Origin of the sequence: Corynebacterium sp. HMSC077D03, assembly GCF_001808545.1 — a bacterium.
Taxonomy (GTDB): Bacteria; Actinomycetota; Actinomycetes; order Mycobacteriales; family Mycobacteriaceae; genus Corynebacterium; species Corynebacterium simulans.
Genome location: NZ_KV793669.1, coordinates 97634 through 120913, shown reverse-complemented (window position 1 = coordinate 120913; position 23280 = coordinate 97634). Strand labels below are relative to the sequence as shown.

Here is a 23280-nt window from a genome sequence, read left to right as displayed (position 1 = left end):
GTATCGTGCGTCACGTCACTTTGTGAAGTGGGACGCCATTTTTAAGGAAAGGCGGGGGTAGTCACGGCGCGTCGATGTGCGTGACTACCCCCCGATGATGACGGTGGTGGGGTTGGCGGGGGATGCGGCGTCAAGAGTGCGTTCTCTGCAACCGGTGACCGGGCAGGCATAAGGTGAGATCTATGACGCAGCTGTATGAATCTTTGGAAACGTATCTGGAAAAGACCAAGGCGCAGCGTGAGGAGCTTTATAAGTGGTTCCACCAGCACCCAGAGCTCTCGCTGCAGGAGGCCGAAACCAAGGCACGGATTATCAAAGAGCTGGAGACGCTTGGCGACGTCGAGGTAGTCGACGTCGGAGCCGGCGTCGTCGGAATCCTGCGCAACGGCGATGGCCAAACCGTGGCGATGCGTGCCGATTTCGACGGCTTGCCAGTCAAGGAAGACTCCGGTGTTGAGTACGCCTCGACTGTCACTCAGGTCTCCGACAAGACTGGCCAGGAGGTGCCGGTCGGGCACATGTGCGGCCACGACATGCACACCACGTGGCTTTTGACCACCATCTCTTATCTGGCGGAAAACCGCGAGCAGTGGTCCGGCACTTTCGAAGCAGTCTTCCAGCCCGCCGAGGAGATCGCCGAAGGCGGCAAGGACATGGTTGCGGCGGGAATCACGGGCAAGATTCCAGTCCCCGATGTCATGCTGGGCCAGCACGTCATGGGTGCATTGCCACTGGGCCATGTTGCGACCAACGAGGGCATTAGCTTCTCCCAGGCTTCCACTGTGAAAGTAACTGTGCGCGGCGTCGGCTCGCATGGCTCCATGCCGGAGAAGGGCGTCGACCCAATCGTGCTTTCCTCCTCAATCATCATGCAGCTGCAGACAATTGTCTCCCGTGAGCTACCGGCCAGCGAGCGCGCGGTGGTCTCCGTGGGCACGATTCACGGCGGCACGAAGTCCAACGTGATTCCGGATAAAGTCGTGTTCGAGCTCAATACCCGCTGTTACTCGCAGGAAGTCGAAGACCACATTCATGCCTCGATCGAGCGCATCGTGAACAATCAGGCCGCCGCGGCGGGCGCGCCGGAGCCTTCCTTCGAATACTCCGATCGCTTCCCAGTGCTGGACAATGACCGCGATGTAACTGCCAAGGTCACCGAGTCTATGCAGACCTTGTTGGGGGAGGAGCGCACGGAGACCTTCGCGCCTCTCGTGGCCTCTGAGGATTTCCCGGATATCCCGAATGCCTTTGGCACACCGTATTGTTTCTGGGTTGTCGGCGGCTTCCCAACTCCGGAGAATGCACCGGGCAATCACTCTCCGCAGTTCGTCCCTGAGCTGCACCCCACCCTGGAAGCAGGTGCCGAGGCCACGGTTGCTGCGCTTTGCCCTTGGCTGGCGGTTTAAGGAAGCTGCGCTTTTAGATCCGGGTAGGAAGGCTGGGCGCCGCGGCCCAGCGCGGCGAAGGCGCCGACGCAGGCGGCGTGATGGGCGGCGTCGGTAAGCGTGGCCCCTTGTAGGAGCTTCGCCACGAGCGCGCCTGTGAACGCGTCGCCAGCGCCCGTTGTGTCCACCGCTTTGATCTGTGGGGTGGGAATCGGCGTGGTGCCCTCGGCATCCGCCACGATGGCCCCGTGCGGTCCAAGCGTTAACACCACCGCGGCAAAGCCTTCGGCGCGCAGGCATTCTACGAGTTCTTCTGGTTCATCGCCCGGCGTCTGCGCCCCCAGTTGCTTGAGCACCAACCCCGCCTCGTGTTCGTTAACCACGAGTGGGTCTGCCTGTAGGAGCGCCTGCTTATCGACGTCCACCACCGGCGCCAGGTTCACCACCACGCGGGCGCCTACCGCGCGTGCGAGTTCGACCGCCTTCTGGAATCCTGCGGCGGGAATCTCGCCCTGTAGCAGCACCAAGTCCGCCTTGTGCATTGCCCGCGCGTGCTGTTGAACGAACTCAGCGTCTACCCGCGCATTCGCGCCGGGGACCACGACGATGGTGTTCTCGCCATCGGCTGCGACCTCGATTACCGCAAGGCCCGTGGTGGTGGAATCGAGGTGTTCGACGTGGCTGAGATCGACGCCCGATGCTTCTAGCAGTTCCATGGCTGGGCCTGCGTACGCATCATCGCCGACTGCGCCCACGAATGAGACACTGGCGCCTTGGCGTGCCGCAGCTACCGCTTGGTTTGCGCCCTTGCCGCCGGCGAGGATGTCGCCGCCACCGCCTATCAATGTCTCGCCCGGGGTGGGGTGGCGTTCCACGCTAATCATCAAGTCGGCGTTGATCGAGCCGACGACTACGCATCGCGGCTGTTTTGTAGTCATGGAGTTTCCTTTGCGTTTGTGCCTTTTGTGTGCTCCCTTGTGTGGTCCACTCTAAGAGTCCGCGTCCAGGCTTGGGGCGGCGCAAGGGTGCAATTTGCCAAATATTGGGGTGATTTCGGGAAGTTTTGGCGCCTTGTTTGGCAAATTGTGCTGGATTGACCCCGATGGGCGTGCGCAAAACTGGGAAAGCCGCTCCCTATCTTCCAGCCCCTGAGAAGGGAGCTGAAGGAAGATGTGGAGCGGCTTATCTAAGCAGCGGATGCTTGCAGGGCTTAGAAGGTGCCCTTAACCTGCTTGCCGAAGTCGTTGACGGTTGCCTTGCGGGAGTCAACGTTCTGGTCGTTAGCCTGGGAGTTGTCGCCTTCCAGACGGCCAATCTGGGTGACCTCGATGTAGTTGTGGATGCGGCCTTCCTTGGTGTCGCCATCGCCGAAGTCGAGGTTTGCAACGCGAACCTTCTCGCCAGCGTTGATTGGGTTAGCCAGGGTGACCTCGAAGGTGCGGGTGGAGGTCTTCTCGTTGAAGCCCAGGTCACGGATGTGAGCGCCGTTGGAAGAACGTGGGGTGATGAGGCGGTCAACGCCCTTCGGGCCCTTGTCGGTCTTCACGTCAACGCGGTACTGAACTGCAGGGAAGGTGCCGTAGTAACGGTCAGAGCCAACGTTTTCCAGCTGCAGAGCAACGGTGCCTGCGAAACCGGAGTGCTTAGCGCCGGAGGTGGTGAAGAAAGGCTTCAGGTCGAGCTTCTGCTTCTCGTCAGACTTCTCGTCCTTCTTTACCTCTTCGAGCTTTGCCTTGTCAGCTTCCTCTTCCTTCTTAGCTTCAGCCTCGGAAACAGGTGCCTCGGTTACTGGAGCCTCGTTGTCCTTGACAACCTCAGCGTCAGCCTTCGGATCCTTGTCCTCCTGCTTAACCTCTTCGGTGTTCTGTGCGTCCTTGTTAGGAGCGAAGGAGTCAGCGAGGTCGTCGTACAGCTTGACGCGAACCTCGTTCTTGACTGGCTGCAGTGCGGACCAAGCGGTCGGGGTGGACCAGGTACCGTTGGTCTTGCAGTACTGCTGGGTGCCGGTCATGTTCAGAACGCGGAAGCCGTAGGTTGCTTCGCCGGTGTGGTTTGGCGGAACGTCGTAAGGTCCGATGGACTGGCCAGCCTCCCAGGACAGGGAGTAGGAAGCGGAAGCGCCGAGCTTGGTAGCGATCTCGTGGGAGATGCCTGCGGAGCCCTTGGAGTTCTTGCCGGAGACGTCGCCGCCCAAGTTCATGGAGGTGGTGCTGGTGCGGTCGCCGTTGACCTCCAGCTGGATGGACTGAGACTTGGACAGATTCTGCTGCAGCGGAATGTCCTTCTTAGTCTGGTTGGTGGTGGAGATGGTGCCAGCTGGCATGAAGGTGTCAGTTGCCTTGTAGACAACGGTGCGGTGGTCTTCCCATGGGTTGCAGACCGGGCGCGGGTTAAGGACGTTAGCCTTCTTGTGATCTGAGCCGTGGGTGGTGTGGATGATTGGCAGCTTGGCGTTGATGGCCGGAGTCTCTGGGTAGGACTCGGTGATGGTTTCAGCGTTAGCTGCTGGCATCATGAGCGTGCTGCCGGCGATGGCAAGGCCGGCGAACAGGCCGGCGGAGCGACGACGGATAGACATGTTTAGTTCTCCTCGAACGACTGGAGGTGGACGTATTTTTGGCGAGTTACGCACGGCGAATACGTTGGCGGTGCGTGACGAAGACCTACGCTAGCGACTGTTTTTCAGTGACGCACGATAGAGATGTATTGACAATTAAAGATAGAAATTCACATAAGTGTCATGAACGCTGTAAACAGCTTCGGTGGAAAATTAACGCTGACTGGGAATTTTCCAAATTAGGACTACATCGTGCGAAAAGTGTTCTTGTCCGAACGATCACAAACTAAAGTATGATTACTTTCAGGGGTGATCCTTATGTGGAAAATGGCTAAATGGCGGTCCTCGAAAGGCGGAAAATCCGTTTTGCTGGCTCAGCCCCGCGCTTCACCTTGGGATAGCCTGTGCAAATTAATGACTGGGATGTATTGTCACGTGGCTTATCGCGCCCAGTGGTGAGGATAACACCATGCGGGCTTATGTGCTCGGCTAACAGCATTTGGAAACCAGACAACCTTAATAGTTCAAATGCCATAACCTGAAATCATGAGCGCCAAATCCCCAGAAAACCTCTTGCTTTATCTTTCTGAAGAGCAAGAACGGGCCATCGCCGAGCTATTCGACGACCTCGTTCGGCGTGGCCTGCCACGCCAGAATCAGCGCCCGCACATCACTATTACTTTCGCCCAATCCATGGCCCCCGAGGCAGTGGAACTGGCCGCTGAACTGCTTCCGCCGCTATTGCCAGCAACTTTTCAACGGGTGGGAACCGTAGTATTCGGAACGCGCTCGAAGCAATCAATCGCTTGGCTTCTGGAAACAACCGATGAGTTCGAAGCGGCCGCTCGGGAGATTAGCGCGGCCAATCCTGAATCACGAGGGGCCCGCTGGACCCCGCATATAACGATGGGACTTCGCATCCCGCGCGACGAGGTCGGCCGCTATATCGACGTCCTCGATGCCGCTACGAACGAGGCCACCCGCACCGCTGCACGCAGCGGCGGGCACTTGCTGAAGGAATTTACTGCGGCCCAAGCTGCGTACTGGCGGCCGGCGACTGAGGAATTGCGGGTGCTATGGGGAGATCGAGTAGCGTGACGAGCACCCGCTAAGCGGGGGATTTAGCGTTTAGTTCAAGAACTATTGCGCCGGGGTGGGAACAGCGACTGCATCGCCCACCAGGTCGATGACCTCTTCGCGAGTGCCCGCAGCACGCAGTTGTGCGCGGAAATCTTCCTTCATCAGGCGGCGGGCCAGCTTCGACAGAATCTTGAGGTGCTGATTGCCGGAGCCTTCCGGAACAGCGATCAGGAATACTAGGTCGGTTGCCTCCTCGCCCTCGGCCCACTGAATGCCGGGCTTGGGAAGACGGGCGAAAGCCAAGGTTGGGCGCGTGACCCCTGCAGTGTGGGCGTGCGGGATGGCAACGCCATTGCCGACGCCGGTGGAGTGTTGCTCTTCGCGGGCTAGTGCGGCGTCGACAAGCGCTTCGGCGTCGGAAGCGCGACCGGTGGCTGCGATGGAAGCGACGAGCTCGCGAATGATGTCCTCGCGGTTGGTACCACGCGTGGTCTCAAGCGCGACCGTATCGGGAAGAAGCAGGGCATCGCTATCGCTGGCGCCTTCAGTAGGAGTTGCTTCCGACGCCGCGGCACCCTTCTTGGCGGTGATACCGACGAGCAGGAGGATAAGCGCGGCGTCGACAAGAATGCCGGCCGCCAGGCCGATGATGAATCCGCCAACGTTGTCGACGGCGCCCAGCAGCGCCACGATCGGGCCGCCGTGCATGACGTGATCCTCGACGCCGAGCTGTCCCGCGATGGCGCCCGCGACGGCACCGCCGATGACGTTAGCCGGAATGACCTGCAGCGGACGAGCAGCGGCGAGCGGAATCGCGCCCTCGGTAATTCCGAACATACCCATGAAAAGGGCGGCGATACCGGAATCGCGCTCGGCCTTGTTGAACCAGCTGCGGCGAACCAAGGTGGCGACGCCGACGGCTAGCGGTGGCACGGCAATCGCCGTTGCCGCCATGCCCATCGGTGCCGCGTTGCCAGCCGCGATGAGGCCGCCGCCGAAGAGGAAGGCGGTCTTGTTGAAAGGCCCGCCCATGTCGAAGGCAATCATCGCGCCGATGACAGCGCCGAGTATGAGCACGGAGGAACCCTGCATGCCAGCGAGGTACTCCGTCATTGCCTCGAAGGCAGCGGCGACTGGATGACCGATGATGTAGATGAACGCCAGGCCCACGATAAGCGTGGTGAGAATCGGAATGACAATAATCGGCCAAATCGGCGCGACGTATTTGCCTACCGGAATCTTCTTGATGGCCAGGGCAACATAGCCGGACAAGATACCTGTGATGATGCCGCCAATGAATCCGGCACCCGCATCCGATCCGTAGAGCGAACCCGTCGTGGCGATAAGGCCGGTGATAAGTCCCGGTGCAAGGCCCGGCCTATCCGCAATGCCCACGGCGATGTAGCCGGACAAAATCGGCACCATCAAAGAAAACGCCAGGGCACCTAGCTGATTAATGGTGAACCAGAAGCTGCCTTCCGGAATGGCGATGCCCTCCGGGGTTGGCGTGCCGCCGATGGACAGCGCGACCGCGATGAGCAAACCGCCCGTGACTACGAAGGGGATCATGTGGCTCACGCCATTCATCAGGGATTTATACAGCGTCTGGCCAAAGCCGCGCAGACCCGAATCGGCAGTACCTTCTGTGCGGCCTCCCGCCGGGGTGGCGCTCTCGGCGGAGTCACGCCGGGCCTCAGCTGTAGTTAGCGCCGTTGCCTCCAGTGCACGGCCCAGTAGCTCCTCCGGGCGGCTAATGGCTTCGTCGACGCCGGTAGCTACGAGCCGCTTTCCGACGAAGCGGTCCTTAGCCACCACCGTATCCGCCGCGATGACAACGGCGTCTGCCGCATCGATGTCTGCCTGCGAAAACTTCCCCTCGACTCCGATGGAGCCGTGGGTTTCCACCTTAAGCTCGTAGCCCAGCTTCTGCGCCGCGGCCTCAAGGTTTTCCGCCGCCATGTAGGTATGTGCGATTCCCGTTGGGCAGGCCGTGATGGCAAGCAGCCTCGGCCTTGATTGCGATGTACTCATAACTGTGATCTAACAGGACGGGGAATCGGGAATCTAGCGGCGGTGGTGTTTGGCCTGAGAACCGAAGTGAGGGAAGAGGGAGCTGAATTGCGATAGTGTTTCGGATGTACGTGCTAATTGGAAAAGGGGAGAATGAAGATGATCAAAAAGGGTGACAGATTGGACTTGTCAGGCGTATTCGACGATGTAGGCATTACGCTAAAACGCACTGATGATAAAGATGTCGGCGAATATCAGTACTCAATTCCACTATCTTTCAGTGACGATCCAGCATCTATTGCTGGTGCTGTGGATGTGTCATCTTCCGGCGAAATCTTAGGAGTCGAGCTCGTGATGATTCAACAGGCTATAGCTAATCCGAAGCCTTCAAATCATGAGTAGCTAGTAACTTTTGGCCACACTGGAAGTCGGACAATTCCGAGTCACTCGCGAAATTGCTGTTGATGCAGGCATGACGTTGTCGGGCTTGAACGAGGTTTTGCAGGTGGCTTTTGCTTGGGAGGACTGCCATCGGGATCAGTTCACGCATCGAAATTGTGCTTTAAGGGATAGTTGGGTCCACCGCGTTGAAGCGCTGTTAATAACGTGTGGAAAAGCCACTTCGTGAGACTGATTAGCGTGGTAGGTTGCGTTTATGAATAAGTTCTCTCGTGTTTGTGCTCGTGCTTTGACAGTTGGGCTTTTGTCCCTTGGCGTGGTTAGTGGTGGTGGCGTGGGTGCGACTGCGCCAGAGGCTGCCGCGTTGACGCCGGAGGAGCAGCATCAGTTCCTAGTTGATCCGGTTGGGGCAGTCTTGTGGCAGGGAATCAAGGGTTCCTCTGATGCGCTGAACAGCAATCGCGGTGCGGCGATGGCAGCGTCGTTCTATTCGATGAATTCGCCGGCACCCGGTATCGGCTTGCCTGCCTTTGATCGTTGCGTGCAAGGCGTGGGTTCCTCCACCACGGTTCCCGGAGTCCGTTACGTGGTCGGCGGATTGTGCGCGATGTTGGACCCGGCCGCGCGAGCGGAGATTGAACGTATCAACTTCACCCCGCAGTACTAGTCTTGAAGGCTGTGAACTCTACTAAGGTGAACACGGACCTTGCCCATAAACACGTCATCGTGATGGGAGTGTCCAGCTGCGGGAAATCCACGGTGGGGCAGCTGCTGGGAGGCCAGGTGGGCCTCGTCTTTAAGGACGGCGACGACATGCATCCGGCCGCCAACATCGAAAAGATGTCCGCGGGGCACGCGCTTAACGACGCCGACCGCTGGCCCTGGCTCGAAGCAATCGGGCACTGGATGCAGGGGCAAACCGAAGGCGCCATCGTGGGATGTTCAGCGCTTAAGCGTTCGTACCGGGATCTGATTCGCACCCATGCGCCTGACACGGTTTTCGTTCATCTGCACGGCAGCTACGAGCTTTTGCTGGAACGCATGCAAAACCGTGCAGGCCATTTCATGCCGGTATCGCTTTTGCAATCGCAGTTCGAAACTTTAGAGGAACTGGGTGAGGACGAGCCGGGGATAGTGCTCGACGTAGCACAAAGCCCCGCAGAACTAGCTGCCGAAGCAGCGAGGTATCTGCGGGGCTAGATGCCCTAAACCGTTGTGGATTGGCTTTCTTGGACTGAGGCTAACTGGGGCTAAAGCGCTGCAGTAATCCCAAAGATAATAAGCACGAAGACGAAGCCGACGAAGGAAACGAGTGCCTGGTTGAGGGTCCACGTGCGCAGCGTGGTTGCCACGTCCATGCCCATGAGGCGGCCGACCAACCAGAAGCCCGAGTCATTGACGTGGCTGCCAAAAACCGAACCCGCGGCGGTGGCAAGCACGATAAGAGCAAGCTGCACTGCAGAGTAGTCTGCTGCTTCCACAGCCGGGACCATGAGCGCTGCTGCAGTAGTAAGAGCCACGGTGGCAGAACCCTGCGCAAGACGTAGCGCGACCGCAATGAGGTAGCAGGCAAGAATGACAGGAATGCCGAGGCCTGCCATCGAATCAGCCAGAGCATCGCCGATTCCAGAAGTGCGTAGCACGCCGCCGAACATGCCGCCGGCACCGGTAATCAGCACCACTGAGCAAATCGGCCTCAGGGAAGACTCCATGGTCTTTTCGATCGCCGTCTTATCCATTCCGCGCTTGAATCCGAGCGCAATCATCGCGGCAATCGCCGTGATGAGCAGTGCGATGGGGGTCTGGCCTAGGAAGATGAAGAATTTCACCCAGGTGGCATCGCCCGAAATGTGACCGGCGGAGGAAAGCGCCGACAAGCCGGTGTTGCCAAAGATAAGGAGCATTGGGATAAGAAGAATTCCGATGACCGTCGCCGGTGAAGCTGGCTTTTCCGGAAGCTTTTCATCCGCCACGCGTTCGCCGGTCAAAATATCGCCGACAACGAAGGGGTACTTCTTGCCCAAGTGCAGGCCCAGGCGGTAGCCGGAGAGATACCACGTAGGAAGCGCGACCAGCAGGCCGAAGACCAAAATGAGACCGATGTCAGCGCCATAGAATTCGCTGGCAGCGACAGGACCCGGGTGGGGCGGAAGGTAGATGTGCATTACTGAGAACGCGCCGGCCGCGGGAATACCGTAGGCGAGAACCGGGCCGTTAAGACGCCGCGCCACTGCGAAGATCACCGGCAGCATCACGATTAAGCCAGCGTCGAAGAAGATGGGGAAACCCATAATGAGCGAGGCAACGCCTAGCGCAAACGGTGCTTTATCTTCGCCGAAGAGTTTAACCAGGGCGTCGGCAAGCGATTTAGCGCCACCGGAGGTTTCAACCAAGCGCCCGATCATGGCGCCCAAACCAACCAACAGCGCAACGGAACCAAGCGTTGAACCAAAGCCCTTGGTTAGCGTCGGTACTACGCCTTCAAGAGGGATACCGGCAATAAGCGCAGTCAGGGTAGAAACTATGGTCAACACGATGAATGCGTGAACCTTGAAGTAGATCACCATGACCAGAATCAAGGCAACCGCGGCAGCTGCTATCCCCAGCAGAGGGCCGGTTGTAAGCACCGGCTCCCAGGTTTCCATGACGTCCATGGAACTAATCCTTTCTTAAGTTACGGCCTTGCTGTCAAGCCGTAGTTGTGAGTCAGATTATCATCGGAAATAAGCGTGGATATAACCACTCAAATGTGACTTTCGTACCGTGCAGCTCAAATTGGAACCTAAGCGTCAGCGCTACCTCGAAGGAGGACGATGACGACGATTCCATTTATTTAGGACACCGATCTGGGCCAGGCCGACAGACTCGAGACATGTCGACACATATGATGTGGTGTGCAGCGCAATTGAGTAGCTCAACGCATTGATCCAACAAGCTAGAAGGAAGGCCCCATGGTTGCCCCTAAGCGATACGCCGTCGTTGACTTCGAGACCACAGGCTTTGGCTCGACTGATCGAGTCATCGAGATAGGTGTGGTTCTGTTGGACCACAACCGGGATGTGGAGTCAACGTGGGAGACCTTGGTGCAGCCGCAGCGGGATATTCCGAACTCATTCGTTCACCGCATCACACCGACTGACGTTGTGGATGCGCCCCTTTTCGGCGAAGTCGCAGGGGAATTCTTCGAACTTCTCAACGGGCGCACGGTGGTCGCACACAATGCGCCTTTCGAGGCGCGGTTCTTGAAGAGGGAGTTTTCTAGTTTAGGGGTGGCGTGGCCCAACTACGGGGCGTGGGTGGTTGATACCAAGCGGTTGTTCCAGCAGACGTATCCAGGCGAGGGTGCAACCCTTGAGCACGCCTTGGAAGTTGTTGGGATTACAAACGCCCGTCCGCACTCGGCACTGGCAGATGCACTGGCGACTGCAGAGCTGTTTGCCCGGCTGGTTAGCCAAGGTACTGATGTGGTGATAAGCAGCAGAGCAATTACCCTCCCACCGCAGGAGTTTCCTGCTCGCGGCGCGCTTCTACCTCGCACCGCGTTGGCAGAAGATTTGACGCACAAGCGTGGTGAATGGCTGGTCCGCCTGGCAGATACTGCAGCACCTGAAGGCTCCGGAGATGCGGAGAAGTACAAGAAACTGCTCGCGGCAGCGTTGGTAGATAAGGAACTTTCCAAGTCTGAAATTGTCCAGCTGCAGAACCAAGCGCAGCAGGAGGGGCTCACCAGCAATGACGTGATGAGTATTCATGAAGAATTCATCCGGCAGCTCGCCGTGGAGGTTTGGCTTGATGGTGAGGTGACAGAGGAAGAACGTGCCACGCTGCTGTTGCTCAACGAGCAGCTGGGGCTGCCTGCCGATACCGCCGAGGCACTCCTTGCGGCACCACAGCGAGGGGAAAATGAACTGGGTATCAGCCTGTCTGCTGGGGACAGAGTGACGTTTACGGGGCAGTTCGATCTTCCCCGAGAAGAATGGGAACGTCGCGCAATGGCAGTAGGGCTAAGTGTCGGCGGCGTGACGAAGAAGTCCGTGCTACTCGTTGCAGCGAACCCTGACTCCATGAGTGGAAAGGCGCGCAAGGCCAGGGAGTACGGCGTCCCAATTATTGGTGAGACGGCTTTTGCTCGTCTGTTGGGCAATATGTCTGGGGGCGGACAACTCGTGGAGCAGGACCTGTCGGCACAGCCTGCTGAACTTGAGCTGACAGAAACCTACGGGATCTTCCCGTGGAGCACTGGCGTTTCTGGCACAAGTGCGCACACTGGCACAAAGGCATTGGCGGTGGAGTGGTGCGCCAAGCACCCAAGACGGAAGCTTTTGGAGCTCTCACCCCAGTTGACGCCGTTTAGTGAGATCGAGGTGCAAAGTTCTTACAAGAGCGGGTACACACAGTGGTTTGCGCGGTTCCCGCAACCGCTGGAGGCAACCGTGGAGGACTTGCGTGATCTTCCAGGAGTAGGCGAACACAAGCTTGTGGCCATGGTGGAAGCCGTGGTTCTTGCAGCCAGTGACAGCGGAAATGCCGCGGTGATCGATAGCATTGGCGCAGCGGAGAACCTTTATGGTGACATCCCCTTGGGGAACAATCCTTTTAGCGATGATGACTCCGCGGGGCGTGCTGCTGAATTTTTGTGTCGAACGTCCGAAGAAATCCGTGCGTTGGACCAAGCCGCGTTGTACATCGGGTGGGCACAGCTAAATGGCGCGGTTGTAGAGGTTGCGTCGTTACCAAGTGCCGTCGCAGCCGAGGTCCCCATAATTACTGCACACCTTGAGCACCAATCCCCAGTGCGGGCTTTGTTCCAACGCGCCGTGGATGAGCTCGATCGAGCCATTGACGGTGATGAACGCAAACGCGGAATCGTTTGCAGCCGGTGGCTTGGTGGGGCGACGTTGGATTCCATCGGCACCGCGTTTGGTCTCACGCGCGAGAGGATCCGTCAGTTGGAGCGACAATTGGCGGAAGATTTTGAGAAGGATAGTGCTCTCTTTAAAGAAGTCGTGGCGGCTGTGGGTAAGCGTGCCCGTCCAATCTTGCCTGTGGATGAGCTCCGAAGGGAGCTACCTGATCTCGTACGAAAGCCAGCAGGGTTTGACGCAACGTTCGGTGAAATTTTCACGGGCATTGGCAAGCAATGGGAAGTTGTTAACGGCTGGTTGGTGTTCAATGGCTTCACTCAGGCCTTGTCAGAGAGGTTAACAACGCTGGCGGACGACCACGGTATTGTTCGGATTGATGAACTCGCCGTGGGCTTAGAAGTTACGCCGGAACGGCTGGAGCAGTACATCGTGACCAACGATGAACTTAAGGTCGCAGTCTTGGACAACTACGTGCTGACAAAGGTCGGCAGCTACCAAGACCGTGCTGTGAGCGTGCTTGCTATAAACGGTGAGCCGATGACTGCAGAGGCGATCATGGATACCCTCGGGGGCGGCAGCCCACGGTCTGCTTCTAATCAATTCTCCATTGACCCTCGTCTGACAAAAGTCTCTGCCGATCAATGGGCGCTGACGGAGTGGGGACACGAGGAATTCAAGAGTATTGCTAGCTGGATCTCTACGCGCCTGGCCGCTAGCACCCGAACTCATACGGTTGTCGATGCCGCAGGCTCCTCGCAGGAAGTCCCTGCGATTGCTTTGAATGAGCTGCTAGCGCAGGCAGAGAGATTGCGAATTTCAGAACTCTCGATCCGCCAATATGCGGCCAATGGAGATTTTGAGACTCGCGACGGCATGGTTATTGCACGAGTGGATGAGTCTGGAAACGTCATGGAGGGCGATATCGCAGATGCCCGCGATGCCTATCTCCGTGACGGCGAGTGGAACCTCTTGCTGACAGTTAACAAGGACCACCTGCGTGGCAGCGGCTTCGCTGTGCCCGCGCCCATTGCTGCGTACTACGGAGTAAAAGTGGGCGAGAGCTGTGCGCTGAGTAGCCGGTTAGGTGAGGAGTTTGTTCGTGTCAATCGTCTTAAGCAAGTCTCGTTGTCAACGATAAAGCGGTTCCTCGACGAGCTCGGTGTCCGCGAGGGCCAGCGGGTGTGGCTCAAGCTGGGCAAAGAAAGGACCTTTGATGTCTCGATCGCACCTGCTGTCCAGCATCATGAGGCTGGGTTGGCTCGCCTCTATGACTTCGTGGGACTTGACGGCACGCTGATGCAGCCTGGTGAATCGACGGAAGATTCGCTAGCTCGAGTTAACGAGATACTGGGACTGAGCCCGCAGGCGCCGCGCCGGCGAACGGTGGCGGTCTTCCGTCATCGCCACCAGGACGAGATCGCTGACCTTATTCAGGAGCTCTAGGGGATTTCATGGAGCAAGGGGGGCTGAAATAACGCAGTCCCGTGCATTGCTTAAGATTAAAAAGGGCGAATTTTTCATTTTAGGCGAGTTTTTGGGGTAGATTAATTACAAAAATCGCGATTTTTAACGTTTAGGCGGTGTAATGCCTGTGGAAAAATACGAACCACTGAAAAAGGTGTTTTATCGTGCTACGAGCGGTGGCAGGGAGCTTGTTGCTGAGCAGCTCCGTGTGCGGCGTTCAAGTCCTGCTGCTTTTACCTGGCCCTATGAGGTGGGCAAGCACGGGCTTTTCTACGTTCACACCCGTGGTCTCGCAGAAAGGGTGGAGCGCGTCTGGCGCCAAGAGGTTCAGATTGCTGCGTTGTGGCAGAAGCTTCCAGTGACGGCTAGGGAACACTATTTTCACGAGCTGGTGGTCGATGAAATAAAGGCGACCAACGATATTGAGAACATTTCCTCCACCCGCAAAGAAGTCGCCGCTGCGGTTGAGGCTGAACGCAGCATGGGAAAGGCGTCGGAAGGCGCGCCAGTGCGACGATTCCGGGAAATGGTGCGGCAATACTTGGCCCTCCCCGGCGAATTTTTGGGGCGAGATGACCTTCCACCATTGGGTTTTCCCTCAAACCTGTCTGAGATTCGCTCGCTGTACGACTCCCTCGTCGGCGAAGAAGTAGACAAAGCCGATGTGCCCGATGGCGAGCTCTTCCGAACTGGTGATGTTTCGCTAAACGATGGAGTGCGTGAGCTTCATGCGGGCGCACGGGGCGAGTCCGCCATTCGGGCGCGCCTCGAGGTGATGCTCGATTCTGTTCATGAGTCTCGCGGGGTTCAGCTCTTCGCGGCCTTTGTGGAGCACTTCATGTTTGAACATACCCATCCGTTCTACGACGGCAACGGACGCATGGGGCGATTCCTCCTGAGCATTCGGCTATCACGGCTACTTTCTACCCCGACAGCGTTGTCGCTCTCGGCGGAAATCTTTAGGCAGAAGAGGCGCTACTACGATGCCTTCACTACGGCAGAAGACCCCATGAACTATGGTGAGCTGACTTTCTTTGTCGAGGATATGGCTGCGATGGTCAATGCTGCCCAGGCCCGTTTGTTGTCCTCCCTCGAGGAAAGAAGCGACCGACTGAATAGGCTGGAACAGAGCCTGCGTGCGCTAGAGAGCGAAGGAGCTGCAAGCGAGCTGGCATTGTCAATCGCATTCTTGCTTGGACAGGTCGCGCTTTTTGGTCCACGTGCTGGCCTGAGCTTGGACGAGGTAGCCGGCGTTGTCCGAGTGTCTAAGCAGACCGCGCGTAAAGGGATTGCCGAGCTCGAGAGCATGGGCTACGTCGAGTTCTTGTCGCGGCGCCCGCTCGTTACGGCACTTACCGCGCCGGGATTGACGTGGCTTGGGCTCGTAGAGTGACGAGCCCAGAAATCTTCGCTGCTGAGGTTGGTTACGCCCAAGGACTCGGCGGCTTCATCGAGGGTCTCGAAGATGTTGATGCCGTCGATGACAAGCTGGCCGTCGTCGTTGACCACAGCATCGACAACCCACTCTGGATCCACGGGATCGAGGAGGTCGCCGGCATCGCATGCCAATACATTTGATGTGCCAGCCACTCATCGCCTTGCGAGCGATCTGCAACCAATTCAGGCCAGTAATCGTGTGATGCACGGTCTGCGATGTGAATGTTGGTTGATCAGTCGGTGGGCGCGAAATTCGCGGCTTGGTTAATACGGCTAAAGCGCCAGAAGGCATCAGTGAGTTGTGTGCCGATGATGTGATTGGGAGCGTTTTTGAAAGCCACGGCGTAAAAACTTTCGGCCTGCTCTGCCTGAAGGTGTGCAGTTGCGAATGCGGCTTCCATTCTTGGTTGCGTGATAAAGGCAGCAACGAGTGTTGAGTGGCATGTGCCTAAATCTTCGTCAACGACTAGGTAAACGTTTGCATACCTGGTAATTACTTTAGCTAGGGCTGGTCATATCTTTCGTGGCCGGCAAAGAGTTAAGGTAGGAGGACACGTATGTCCATGCTGAATGCGTTACTCGCAGAAGGTGCAGTTGACCTGCACGGCCGCGCGAGTGACTGGCGTGAGGCTATTGAGTTGGCGGGCGGTTTGCTCGTTGCGGCGGGCAAGACGAGCCCGGCATACACCGAGGCGATGGTGCAGTCGGTGGAAGTAAATGGTCCATACATTGTGGTCGCACCGGGCTTTGCCTTTGCTCATGCGCGGCCGTCGGAAGCAGTGCGCGAAACGGCGTTGTCGTGGGTGCGCTTGGACACTCCAGTGGAGTTTGGCTCCAAGGCCAATGACCCCGTGACTCTTGTCGTAGCACTTGCAGCGAAGGATTCGTCCGAGCATCTGAAGGCTATGAAGGAGCTGGCCGGGCTGCTGGGGAAGAAGGACGTGCGTGCGCGTCTGGATTCTGTAGAAAGCGAAGCTGAGCTGCGCCAGGCGCTTGTGGATGTTGCGAACGGTGGGGCAGGAGCGGCGTCGGCAAGCGCGTCTCTTGCAGCTGATCACAGTGACGCGCGCGATGGCGCCGAGCACCAGACCGCGGCTGATTCGGTGGCCTCAAAGGGCAAAATCTACACCGTGTGCGGTAATGGCCTGGGCACGTCGTTGTTCCTGAAGAACACGCTGGAGCAGGTCCTTGATGAATGGGGCTGGGGCAAGTACCTCACCGTCGAGGCAACAGACACGATTTCGGCCAAGGGGCGTGCGAAGGAAGCTGATTTCCTGCTGACCTCCGGGGAGATCGCTGCAACGCTCGGCGATGTCGGAGTGCCCGTCCACGTCATCGAAGACTTTACGAACATGTCCGAAATCGATTCTGCTCTGCGCGAGCTTTACGACGTCTAAGGAGCACTCATGGATGTCCTATTGAACATTGCCAACTTCTTGGTCAATGAAATTCTCTCCGTGCCGGCGTTCCTAATCGGCATCATTACCGCGGTGGGTCTCGCCGCGATGGGCCGTGGCGTGGGCCAGGTCCTCGGCGGCGCTATCAAGGCAACGCTCGGCTTCTTGCTCGTGGGCGCGGGTGCCGGCTTGGTCACCGCCTCGCTGGAACCCCTCGGCGCCATGATCACCGGCGCCACCGGCGCGCAGGGCGTGGTGCCCACCAACGAGGCCATCGTGGGCATTGCCCAGGACCAGTTCGGTTCCCAAGTGGCGTGGATTATGATTCTGGGCTTCGTGGTCTCCTTGATCCTGGCCCGGTTTACCCCGATGAGCTATGTGTTCCTGACCGGCCACCACGTGCTGTTCATGGCCACCTTGCTGACCATGGTCCTTGCACCTGCTGGATACTCTTCCTGGATCGTGGTTGCCTTTGGCGCCGCGTTGCTGGGTATCTTGATGGTCTCCCTGCCTGCCATCGCACACCCGTGGACGCGCCGCATCACCGGCGACGACTCCATCGCAATTGGTCACTTCGGCACCGCCGGCTACCTCGCTGCCGGTGCCGTGGGCAAGGCAGTTGGCGGCAAGGGCGAGAAGATGTCCAAGTCCACGGAGGAGCTCAAGCTTCCCGAAGGCCTGCGCTTCCTGCGCGACTCTATGGTGGCTACCGCACTGTCCATGGCGCTCATGTACATCGTGCTCGCCGTCATGTTCATGGTGCGCGCTGGTACCGAGGAGGCCTTCACTGCATTCGAAGGCGGTGCCACCAACGTGGGTAACTACCTTATGCAGTCCTTTACCCAAGGCCTCCAATTCGGCGTGGCCGTGGCCGTGATCCTCTTCGGCGTGCGCACCATCCTGGGCGAGCTCGTCCCTGCATTCCAGGGCATCGCTGCCAAGGTCGTCCCCGGTGCCATCCCGGCTCTGGACGCGCCTATCGTCTTCCCGTATGCACAAAACGCCGTGCTGGTGGGCTTCATCTTCTCCTTCATCGGCGGCCTCATCGGCCTCGCTGTTCTGGCCGCATGGCTCGGCCCAACATTCGGCGTGGCGCTGATCCTGCCAGGCCTCGTGCCGCACTTCTTCACAGGTGGTGCAGCGGGCGTCTACGCCAACGCAACCGGCGGACGCCGCGGCGCCATCTTCGGTGCGTTTGTTAACGGCCTCATCATCACTTTCCTACCGGCCTTCCTCTTGGGCGTGCTCGGCTCCTTCGGCGATGCCAACACCACCTTTGGCGACGCCGACTTTGGCTGGTTCGGCCTGCTTTTGGGTTGGTCCTCCAAGGCCGGTGGAGCGTTGGGCCTCGTGCTCATCGCTGTACTTGGCTTGGTCGTCTTGGCCCTGGGCTGGTTCTCTCAGCGCAAGCTTGTGGCCACCAACTGGGACCCCACTCCGTGGCGTGAGCAGCCGGGCGCTGCCACCCCAAAGGCTGAGGAATCTGGCGTTAAGCCGCTTGCCGCTGGCCAGACCGCAGCTTCGAAGAAGTACCCCAAGGTGCTTCCTCCGAAGGGTGCTCCGGTTCCGCCTTTTCGGGGCTAACCTCCAAAGCGCGCAAGGTTCTCCTTGCGCGCTTTTTTGCGCGCCCGTGCACAGGATAAATTGGAGGCCTAACTAGCCGATGTCCACACTGCTTAAGGAAGATAATGTCTACTGTTCCTTTCATTCTCGATACCGATACCGCCCAAGACGATTGCGTAGCAATCTTGGTTGGATTGTTGGACAAGCGCGCGGATTTCCGTGCCATCACGATGGTGGCTGGCAACGTGGGCTTTGAGCAGCAGATTAAGAATGCGCACATGACCTTGAATGCGGCGGGCAAGCTGGGCGAGGTGCCTATCTATGCCGGTTGCTCGCAGCCGATGCTGCAGGAGTGGGCCTCGGCAGAAGACGTGCACGGTGACGGTTCGGGAGGCCTCAGCATGGACTACTCGGGCTGCGAGGTAGAAAAAGAGCATGCTGTCGACGCCCTGTTGCGTATCACCGCGGAGAACCCAGGCGAGGTGTCCGTGGTGGCAATCGGGCCGCTGACGAATATCGCAACGGCAGTGGTCAAAGACCGCAACTTTGTGAAGAACGTGAAGTCGCTCTACATCATGGGCGGTTCCAACAATGGCCGTGGAAACATTACGCCGGCCGCGGAGTTTAACTTTTACGTCGACCCGGAAGCGGCGCAGATTGTCTTCAGCGCCGGCTTCGCGGACATCGTCGTGATGCCATGGGATCCAGTGACCTTCAATGACGCCACCATGCCGCGTGCAGAGTATGACCAAAAGGTCGCGGTGGGTACCCCGATTGCCAAGTTTTTCAAGGCCATGTGCGATACCACCTTGGACTTCGATGAAGCCGCCGGTATTGGCGGTTCCACCCACCCGGATTCGATGACGCTAGCAACGCTGTTGCACCCAGAACTCATCCAAGAATCCGGGCGCTACAAGGTAGACGTGGTCACGGGCAACGGGATTACGCGAGGCTATGCGGCAATGGCGTGGGAGACCTTTGGCTTGGAAGCTAACGCGACGGTCATCGAAAAGGCGGACCGCGAAAGCTTCTTTGGCTTGCTTGACGACGTCCTGGAAACCCAGACCAACCCAAACCGTCCGATTCAGAAAGCGGACTAGAACAGGTCCCAGATGGTGACTGCCAGAATCACCGAACCAAAGAAGAACACAAAGTAGTTCCACGGGTCATGGCGGTAGGCCTTGTACTCCTTGACCCGGTGGAACATGTAGACCGGAAGCAGGAAGATAAGCACCGCATCGAAGACGCCACCCACCAAGTAGATGAGGTTGAGAATTGGCGGATTGAACACCGAGACCAGCGTGCCGGTGACAAAGATGAACGTGTAGACGATGGTGAGCAATCCGCGGCGGTTCAGACGGTTCGCAGTGCGTGGCGCGATGAGGCGCACCATGTAAGAGGTGCCCTCCTCAGCGCCGAGCATGGTGCCGAAGTAAGAGGTAATAATCGCGAAGATAACGACCATCGGGGCCAGCCAGGCAAGCAGCGGTACGCCGGTGACGTTGGCGAAGTAGGACAGCACGGGCAGGTTCTGCTCCGTTGCTTCCTTCATGCCATCGGCGCCCAAGGCCAACACGCAGGACCAGACAAAGAACATCGTGAAGATGACCAGCAGAGCGGCGGTGTAGAGCTCGATGCGGGTAACGCGCTTTTCCGTCTTCTCGCCGTAGGTTGGCTGCATATCCACGGAGAATTGGGAAAGGCCGGCCATGTGCGAGAAAGAAAAGGCAAGAACCGGCAGAATCAGCACCGAGCCCAGCAGAATATAAGGCCAGCTGCCATCTTGATATTCCACTTCCATGAAGGAACGCAGGTCCCACTGCGGGATCAGATAAATCGAGGTAGCAGCCAAAGAGATGATGAGCGGATAGACCAGTGCCTGCGCCAGCCACAGCATGGGCTTGCGGCCGATGGCGAAGATGCCGGTCAGGATGCCCACGCACAGGACCGAAAGAACCCAGCGGTTAATGGATGGTCCGTGGAGCTGATTGACAATGAAGCTGTCGATGGCGTTGGTCAACGAGATGGCGTAGATGAACACCGTGGGGATGTTCGCCAGCGAGTACATCAATGCCACGAAGAGGCCGGTATGCCGGCCCAAGTACTTGCGTACCAGCTCGAGGACGTCAAGCCCGTGGTCTTTGACCGGAGCGCCCGAGACGATGCGCGCGTAGGTGCGGTGGGAGAAATAGACCACTGGGAAGATGATGGCCGTAGCAAAGGCCAGCGGCCAGAAGCCAAAGGTGCCCGCCTGTAGCGGAAGGAAGAGGATACCTGCGCCCATCGCGGTGCCGAAGAGCGCGAGCACCCAGCCCAGCGCAGTACCTTCGGTCTTCTTTCCCTCGCGACCTACTGGGGAGGCAGTAGATGCGGTCTCGTCCGCGGCGGGCGCGGCAGTGTCAAAAGTTGTCATCGGCTAGTTCTCCCCTTAGTAGTCCACTGCATCGCGCACGATAGGGCAGGTCATGCAGTGTCCGCCACCGCGACCACGGCCCAGTTCGGCGGAGCCGATCTCGATGACTTCGACGCCGGCGTCGCGAAGCTTGGCATTGGTGTGTTTGTTGCGATCGTAAGCCACGACCACTCCGGGCTCCAAGGCAACCACGTTGTTGGCGTCATCCCACTGCTCACGCGCCGCGGCATAGGAATTGCCGCCAGTTTCTACGACGTGGAGCTTATCCAGGCCGAGCGCTTCCTCGACCACCGTGACGAAGTGCTTGTCTGGGCTTTCGAGTTCCAGCTTCTTCTGATCATCTGCAGGGCGCAGGATAAGCGGACGGATGGTATCCACCACGCGCGGATAGGCGGTGGCCTTGTCGGCGTCGAGGAAGGTGAACACGGTATCCAGGTGCATCGAGGCGCGATCTGGGGCCATGGCTGCGATGATGACCTTTTCTGCTGCACCCGCCTTGAACAGGTTGCTGGCCAAGCGGCTCACACCCTGCCAAGTAGTGCGCTCGCCCATGCCCACTAGGACTGCACCATTGCCCACCGGCATGATGTCGCCGCCTTCGAGGGCGGCAAGGCCTGGGTCCTCGTCCGTGTCGCCGTACCAGAACTCAAAGGATGCGTTGGCAAAGCGCGGATGGTAGCGGTAGATAGCACGCGTGAGCATCGTCTCCTGGTGGCGGGCAGGAAGGCGCATCGGATTCAGCGAGACACCGCCGTAAATCCAGGCGGAGTTATCGCGGGAGAACTGGCTATTGGGCAGAGGACGCAGCGCGAACTCATCGGGAGCGTACACGTTGCGCATGGTGTCAATGACGCCGTGGCCGAGGCCTTTGGGGATTTCGTTGAAAGGCACTCCGCCGATGAGAAGTTCGGCCAGAGTCTTGTTGTCCAGCCCGCTAAACCACTCGCGCAATTCGCTGCCCACGCCCACGCCGACGTTCTTATCCAGTAGCTTGTTGCCGAGGATGAACTCGCGGCCTTCCTTGGTCGCCAGCGTTTCTTCTAGCAGGATGCGCATGTGCAACACCTCGACGCCGCGCTCTTCCATGCGGGCGACGAACTCATCGTGGTGGCGTTGCGCTTCCTCGACCCACAGGACGTCGTCGAAAAGCAGCTCCTTGCAGTTGTTTGGAGTGAGCCTCTCGTGTGCCAAGCCGGGGCGGCAGACCATTACCTGGCGGAGTTTGCCTACCTCTGACCAAGCGCCGAGTTGCTGTCCGTCTTTGTTACCGGAGGTTTCAACAGAATCCATCATGTAAATCTGTGCCTTCCTTTTTCAAGTATTTGGTGCTGGAGGCAACAGTAACTAAACCCTTATGAGTTATGGGTCACATAATGAAATGAATAGTAATTTGAATCATACATATCATTCATGCTGCTGGTAGTGAATAAGATTTGCATAATTCGCAAAAGATTCAGGAATCTCGTGTTGCACCCGTCTGGGGGTGGGACTCGTCGTAGGAGGCGGGGAGAAGCGCAACGACGATAATCGTCGCGATGACGACGGCGCAGAAAACCAAAACCCACGGCCAAAACTTGATGAAGATGCTGATACCTACCAATGCGCACAGCACGGCCAACAGATAGGTGGTGCCGCGTCCGGCCTCTTGCTCCTCCCGCTTGGCGGTCTCCAAAGCCTTTGCCATGCGTGCCGATTCGCGGGCTTTTTCCGCGAAGGCGTTGCTGCGGTATCGGTTGGGAATGTCCATCGTGGTCACCACGGCATTCTCACCTAAACCAAAGCGGCAGCCATCAGCGCCATGTAGACCAGCAGGGCCCCAGACAGGATGCCTAGGAACACGGTATCGAAGTCGCGTTCCTGCTTGCGTGCCTTAGACAAGGCTTCACGCTCGAGCTTGGCGACGCGCGCCATTGCCTTCTTGTTGGACTGAATCCGGGAGCGTTCCTGTGCGATGCGTTCAGGCATTAGAGCTGGCATCTGCGTGGTCTGGGACTGCATGAGAGATCTAGGTTCCTTCCTTATCGAGGTCAGCGATTCTGATAAGGAGTATGCGGTAAAAGTCCCAAGTGCCCTCTGAAAATGGGGATTATTCCTCTAGCTCTAGTTCTGGGTCTTCTGCCTGGGCGGCTTCTAGAACTTCCTTCGCAGCGCTCAAGTTGATAGCGCCTACTACAATGCCGACAGCGATGTCCGGCCACGGGCTAAACCACCAGATGGTGATAACGCCAGCCAGCAGGATAAGAAGATTGGCCGCTACGTCGTTACGGGCCGCCAGCCAGGCGCCCTTGGTCAGCGCGCTTCCATGCTTGCGCAGGCTAAGTAGCAATACCGCGCAAAGTAGGTTGATGAGCATAGCAAATACCGCGGTACCGGAAAGCAGGAAGGCTTCTGGCGGAGTGCCGCTAATCATCTTCCAGATTGCAGTGGCAAAGGCCGCGATTGCCGGAATGAGGATAAGTCCCGCAAGCCCGTAACTTGCTTTCCGACGCCCCGCTACCGACCATCCAAGCGCCGCCAAGACGAGTGTGTTGATGAGGAAGTCTTCGAGGAAATCCGCGGCGTCGGCCAGCAGCGAAGCTGACCCGATGTGCCAGGCCATGGCCACTTCAACGAAAAAGCCAAACAGGTTCAATGCTGCAACCCCCGCCACCACGCGCCGGGCGCGGGTGCCGAGGGTGGAAGAAGTTAGTTCAGAGCTCACGGAGCTCGA

The 23280-nt window shown here is 58.3% G+C and carries 22 protein-coding genes; 11 read left to right on the top strand and 11 right to left on the bottom strand.

All coding sequences use genetic code 11. From position 1 onward, the window contains the following. Positions 1-182 precede the first annotated feature (182 nt). A complete protein-coding gene (locus HMPREF2888_RS02715; RefSeq protein ID WP_061920876.1) occupies positions 183-1406 on the top strand; it encodes an amidohydrolase in 1224 nt (407 codons plus the stop codon). Here the strand turns inward: HMPREF2888_RS02715 and HMPREF2888_RS02710 are convergent. Next, the gene (locus HMPREF2888_RS02710; protein ID WP_061920878.1) at positions 1403-2323 is read right to left on the bottom strand and encodes a ribokinase; all 921 of its coding nucleotides are present in this window, start codon (positions 2321-2323) and stop codon (positions 1403-1405) included. The genes HMPREF2888_RS02715 and HMPREF2888_RS02710 overlap by 4 nt on opposite strands. Positions 2324-2595: 272 nt before the next feature. After that, positions 2596-3963: a hypothetical protein gene (locus tag HMPREF2888_RS02705; RefSeq protein WP_061920880.1), complete on the bottom strand. Its 1368-nt coding sequence runs from the start codon at positions 3961-3963 to the stop codon at positions 2596-2598. 525 nt (positions 3964-4488) lie between these two features. On the opposite strand from HMPREF2888_RS02705, the gene HMPREF2888_RS02700 reads away from it, so the two are divergent. Beyond that, positions 4489-5040 (top strand): hypothetical protein, encoded by a 552-nt coding sequence (locus tag HMPREF2888_RS02700; RefSeq protein WP_061920882.1) that lies wholly within the window; start codon positions 4489-4491, stop codon positions 5038-5040. 42 nt (positions 5041-5082) lie between these two features. On the opposite strand, the gene HMPREF2888_RS02695 is transcribed toward HMPREF2888_RS02700, so the two are convergent. Then, the gene (locus tag HMPREF2888_RS02695; RefSeq protein ID WP_061920884.1) at positions 5083-7053 is read right to left on the bottom strand and encodes a fructose-specific PTS transporter subunit EIIC; all 1971 of its coding nucleotides are present in this window, start codon (positions 7051-7053) and stop codon (positions 5083-5085) included. Between the two features lie 132 nt (positions 7054-7185). Between HMPREF2888_RS02695 and HMPREF2888_RS02690 the strand changes: the two genes are divergently transcribed. From HMPREF2888_RS02690 to HMPREF2888_RS02680, 4 genes are all read left to right on the top strand, one after another. Then, positions 7186-7434 carry a hypothetical protein gene (locus tag HMPREF2888_RS02690; RefSeq protein ID WP_061920887.1) on the top strand — a complete coding sequence of 83 codons (249 nt, stop codon included), beginning with the start codon at positions 7186-7188 and terminating at the stop codon, positions 7432-7434. A gap of 10 nt (positions 7435-7444) precedes the next feature. After that, complete coding sequence (locus HMPREF2888_RS13275; protein ID WP_080970051.1) at positions 7445-7660, top strand: IS1096 element passenger TnpR family protein; 216 nt, start codon at positions 7445-7447, stop codon at positions 7658-7660. A 27-nt stretch (positions 7661-7687) separates the two neighbouring features. Then, complete coding sequence (locus HMPREF2888_RS02685; RefSeq protein ID WP_223197716.1) at positions 7688-8098, top strand: hypothetical protein; 411 nt, start codon at positions 7688-7690, stop codon at positions 8096-8098. Between the two features lie 62 nt (positions 8099-8160). Continuing rightward, positions 8161-8631 carry a gluconokinase gene (locus HMPREF2888_RS02680; RefSeq protein ID WP_061920936.1) on the top strand — a complete coding sequence of 157 codons (471 nt, stop codon included), beginning with the start codon at positions 8161-8163 and terminating at the stop codon, positions 8629-8631. 50 nt (positions 8632-8681) lie between these two features. Here HMPREF2888_RS02680 and HMPREF2888_RS02675 read toward each other — a convergent pair whose 3' ends face one another. Next, the gene (locus tag HMPREF2888_RS02675; protein WP_061920939.1) at positions 8682-10076 is read right to left on the bottom strand and encodes a GntP family permease; all 1395 of its coding nucleotides are present in this window, start codon (positions 10074-10076) and stop codon (positions 8682-8684) included. Between the two features lie 306 nt (positions 10077-10382). Here HMPREF2888_RS02675 and HMPREF2888_RS02670 point away from each other — a divergent pair, with 306 nt between their 5' ends. Continuing rightward, positions 10383-13739, top strand: coding sequence for an exonuclease domain-containing protein (locus HMPREF2888_RS02670; protein ID WP_070518199.1), 3357 nt, complete (start codon positions 10383-10385; stop codon positions 13737-13739). 142 nt (positions 13740-13881) lie between these two features. Continuing rightward, positions 13882-15153, top strand: coding sequence for a Fic family protein (locus HMPREF2888_RS02665; RefSeq protein ID WP_061920892.1), 1272 nt, complete (start codon positions 13882-13884; stop codon positions 15151-15153). On the opposite strand, the gene HMPREF2888_RS12950 is transcribed toward HMPREF2888_RS02665, so the two are convergent. Together HMPREF2888_RS12950 and HMPREF2888_RS12945 are read right to left on the bottom strand one after the other, a co-directional pair. Beyond that, on the bottom strand, positions 15072-15350 hold the full coding sequence (locus tag HMPREF2888_RS12950) for a hypothetical protein (protein WP_201040650.1): 279 nt from the start codon (positions 15348-15350) through the stop codon (positions 15072-15074). The genes HMPREF2888_RS02665 and HMPREF2888_RS12950 overlap by 82 nt on opposite strands. 80 nt (positions 15351-15430) lie before the next feature. Further along, on the bottom strand, positions 15431-15598 hold the full coding sequence (locus tag HMPREF2888_RS12945; RefSeq protein ID WP_201040651.1) for a hypothetical protein: 168 nt from the start codon (positions 15596-15598) through the stop codon (positions 15431-15433). Positions 15599-15754: 156 nt separating this feature from the next. On the opposite strand from HMPREF2888_RS12945, the gene HMPREF2888_RS02655 reads away from it, so the two are divergent. The 3 genes from HMPREF2888_RS02655 to HMPREF2888_RS02645 all read left to right on the top strand — a co-directional run bounded on the left by HMPREF2888_RS02655 (position 15755) and on the right by HMPREF2888_RS02645 (position 19257). Further along, positions 15755-16594 carry a PTS sugar transporter subunit IIAB gene (locus HMPREF2888_RS02655; RefSeq protein WP_061920895.1) on the top strand — a complete coding sequence of 280 codons (840 nt, stop codon included), beginning with the start codon at positions 15755-15757 and terminating at the stop codon, positions 16592-16594. Positions 16595-16603: 9 nt separating this feature from the next. Beyond that, positions 16604-18178, top strand: coding sequence for a PTS ascorbate transporter subunit IIC (locus HMPREF2888_RS02650; RefSeq protein ID WP_070518195.1), 1575 nt, complete (start codon positions 16604-16606; stop codon positions 18176-18178). Positions 18179-18282: 104 nt separating this feature from the next. After that, positions 18283-19257 (top strand): nucleoside hydrolase, encoded by a 975-nt coding sequence (locus tag HMPREF2888_RS02645; protein WP_061920899.1) that lies wholly within the window; start codon positions 18283-18285, stop codon positions 19255-19257. On the opposite strand, the gene HMPREF2888_RS02640 is transcribed toward HMPREF2888_RS02645, so the two are convergent. From HMPREF2888_RS02640 to HMPREF2888_RS02620, 5 genes are all read right to left on the bottom strand, one after another. Then, positions 19254-20570, bottom strand: a complete 1317-nt coding sequence (locus tag HMPREF2888_RS02640) for an amino acid permease (protein WP_061920901.1) — start codon at positions 20568-20570, stop codon at positions 19254-19256. The genes HMPREF2888_RS02645 and HMPREF2888_RS02640 overlap by 4 nt on opposite strands. Before the next feature lie 15 nt (positions 20571-20585). Then, positions 20586-21863, bottom strand: a complete 1278-nt coding sequence (locus HMPREF2888_RS02635; protein ID WP_061920904.1) for an arginine deiminase — start codon at positions 21861-21863, stop codon at positions 20586-20588. Between the two features lie 160 nt (positions 21864-22023). Beyond that, complete coding sequence (locus HMPREF2888_RS02630; protein WP_061920906.1) at positions 22024-22329, bottom strand: hypothetical protein; 306 nt, start codon at positions 22327-22329, stop codon at positions 22024-22026. 11 nt (positions 22330-22340) lie between these two features. After that, entirely contained in the window at positions 22341-22568 is a 228-nt protein-coding gene (locus HMPREF2888_RS02625) for a hypothetical protein (protein WP_061920908.1), read from the bottom strand. 88 nt (positions 22569-22656) lie between these two features. Next, positions 22657-23271 carry a cation efflux transmembrane domain-containing protein gene (locus HMPREF2888_RS02620; protein WP_070455528.1) on the bottom strand — a complete coding sequence of 205 codons (615 nt, stop codon included), beginning with the start codon at positions 23269-23271 and terminating at the stop codon, positions 22657-22659. Between the last annotated feature and the right edge of the window lie 9 nt (positions 23272-23280).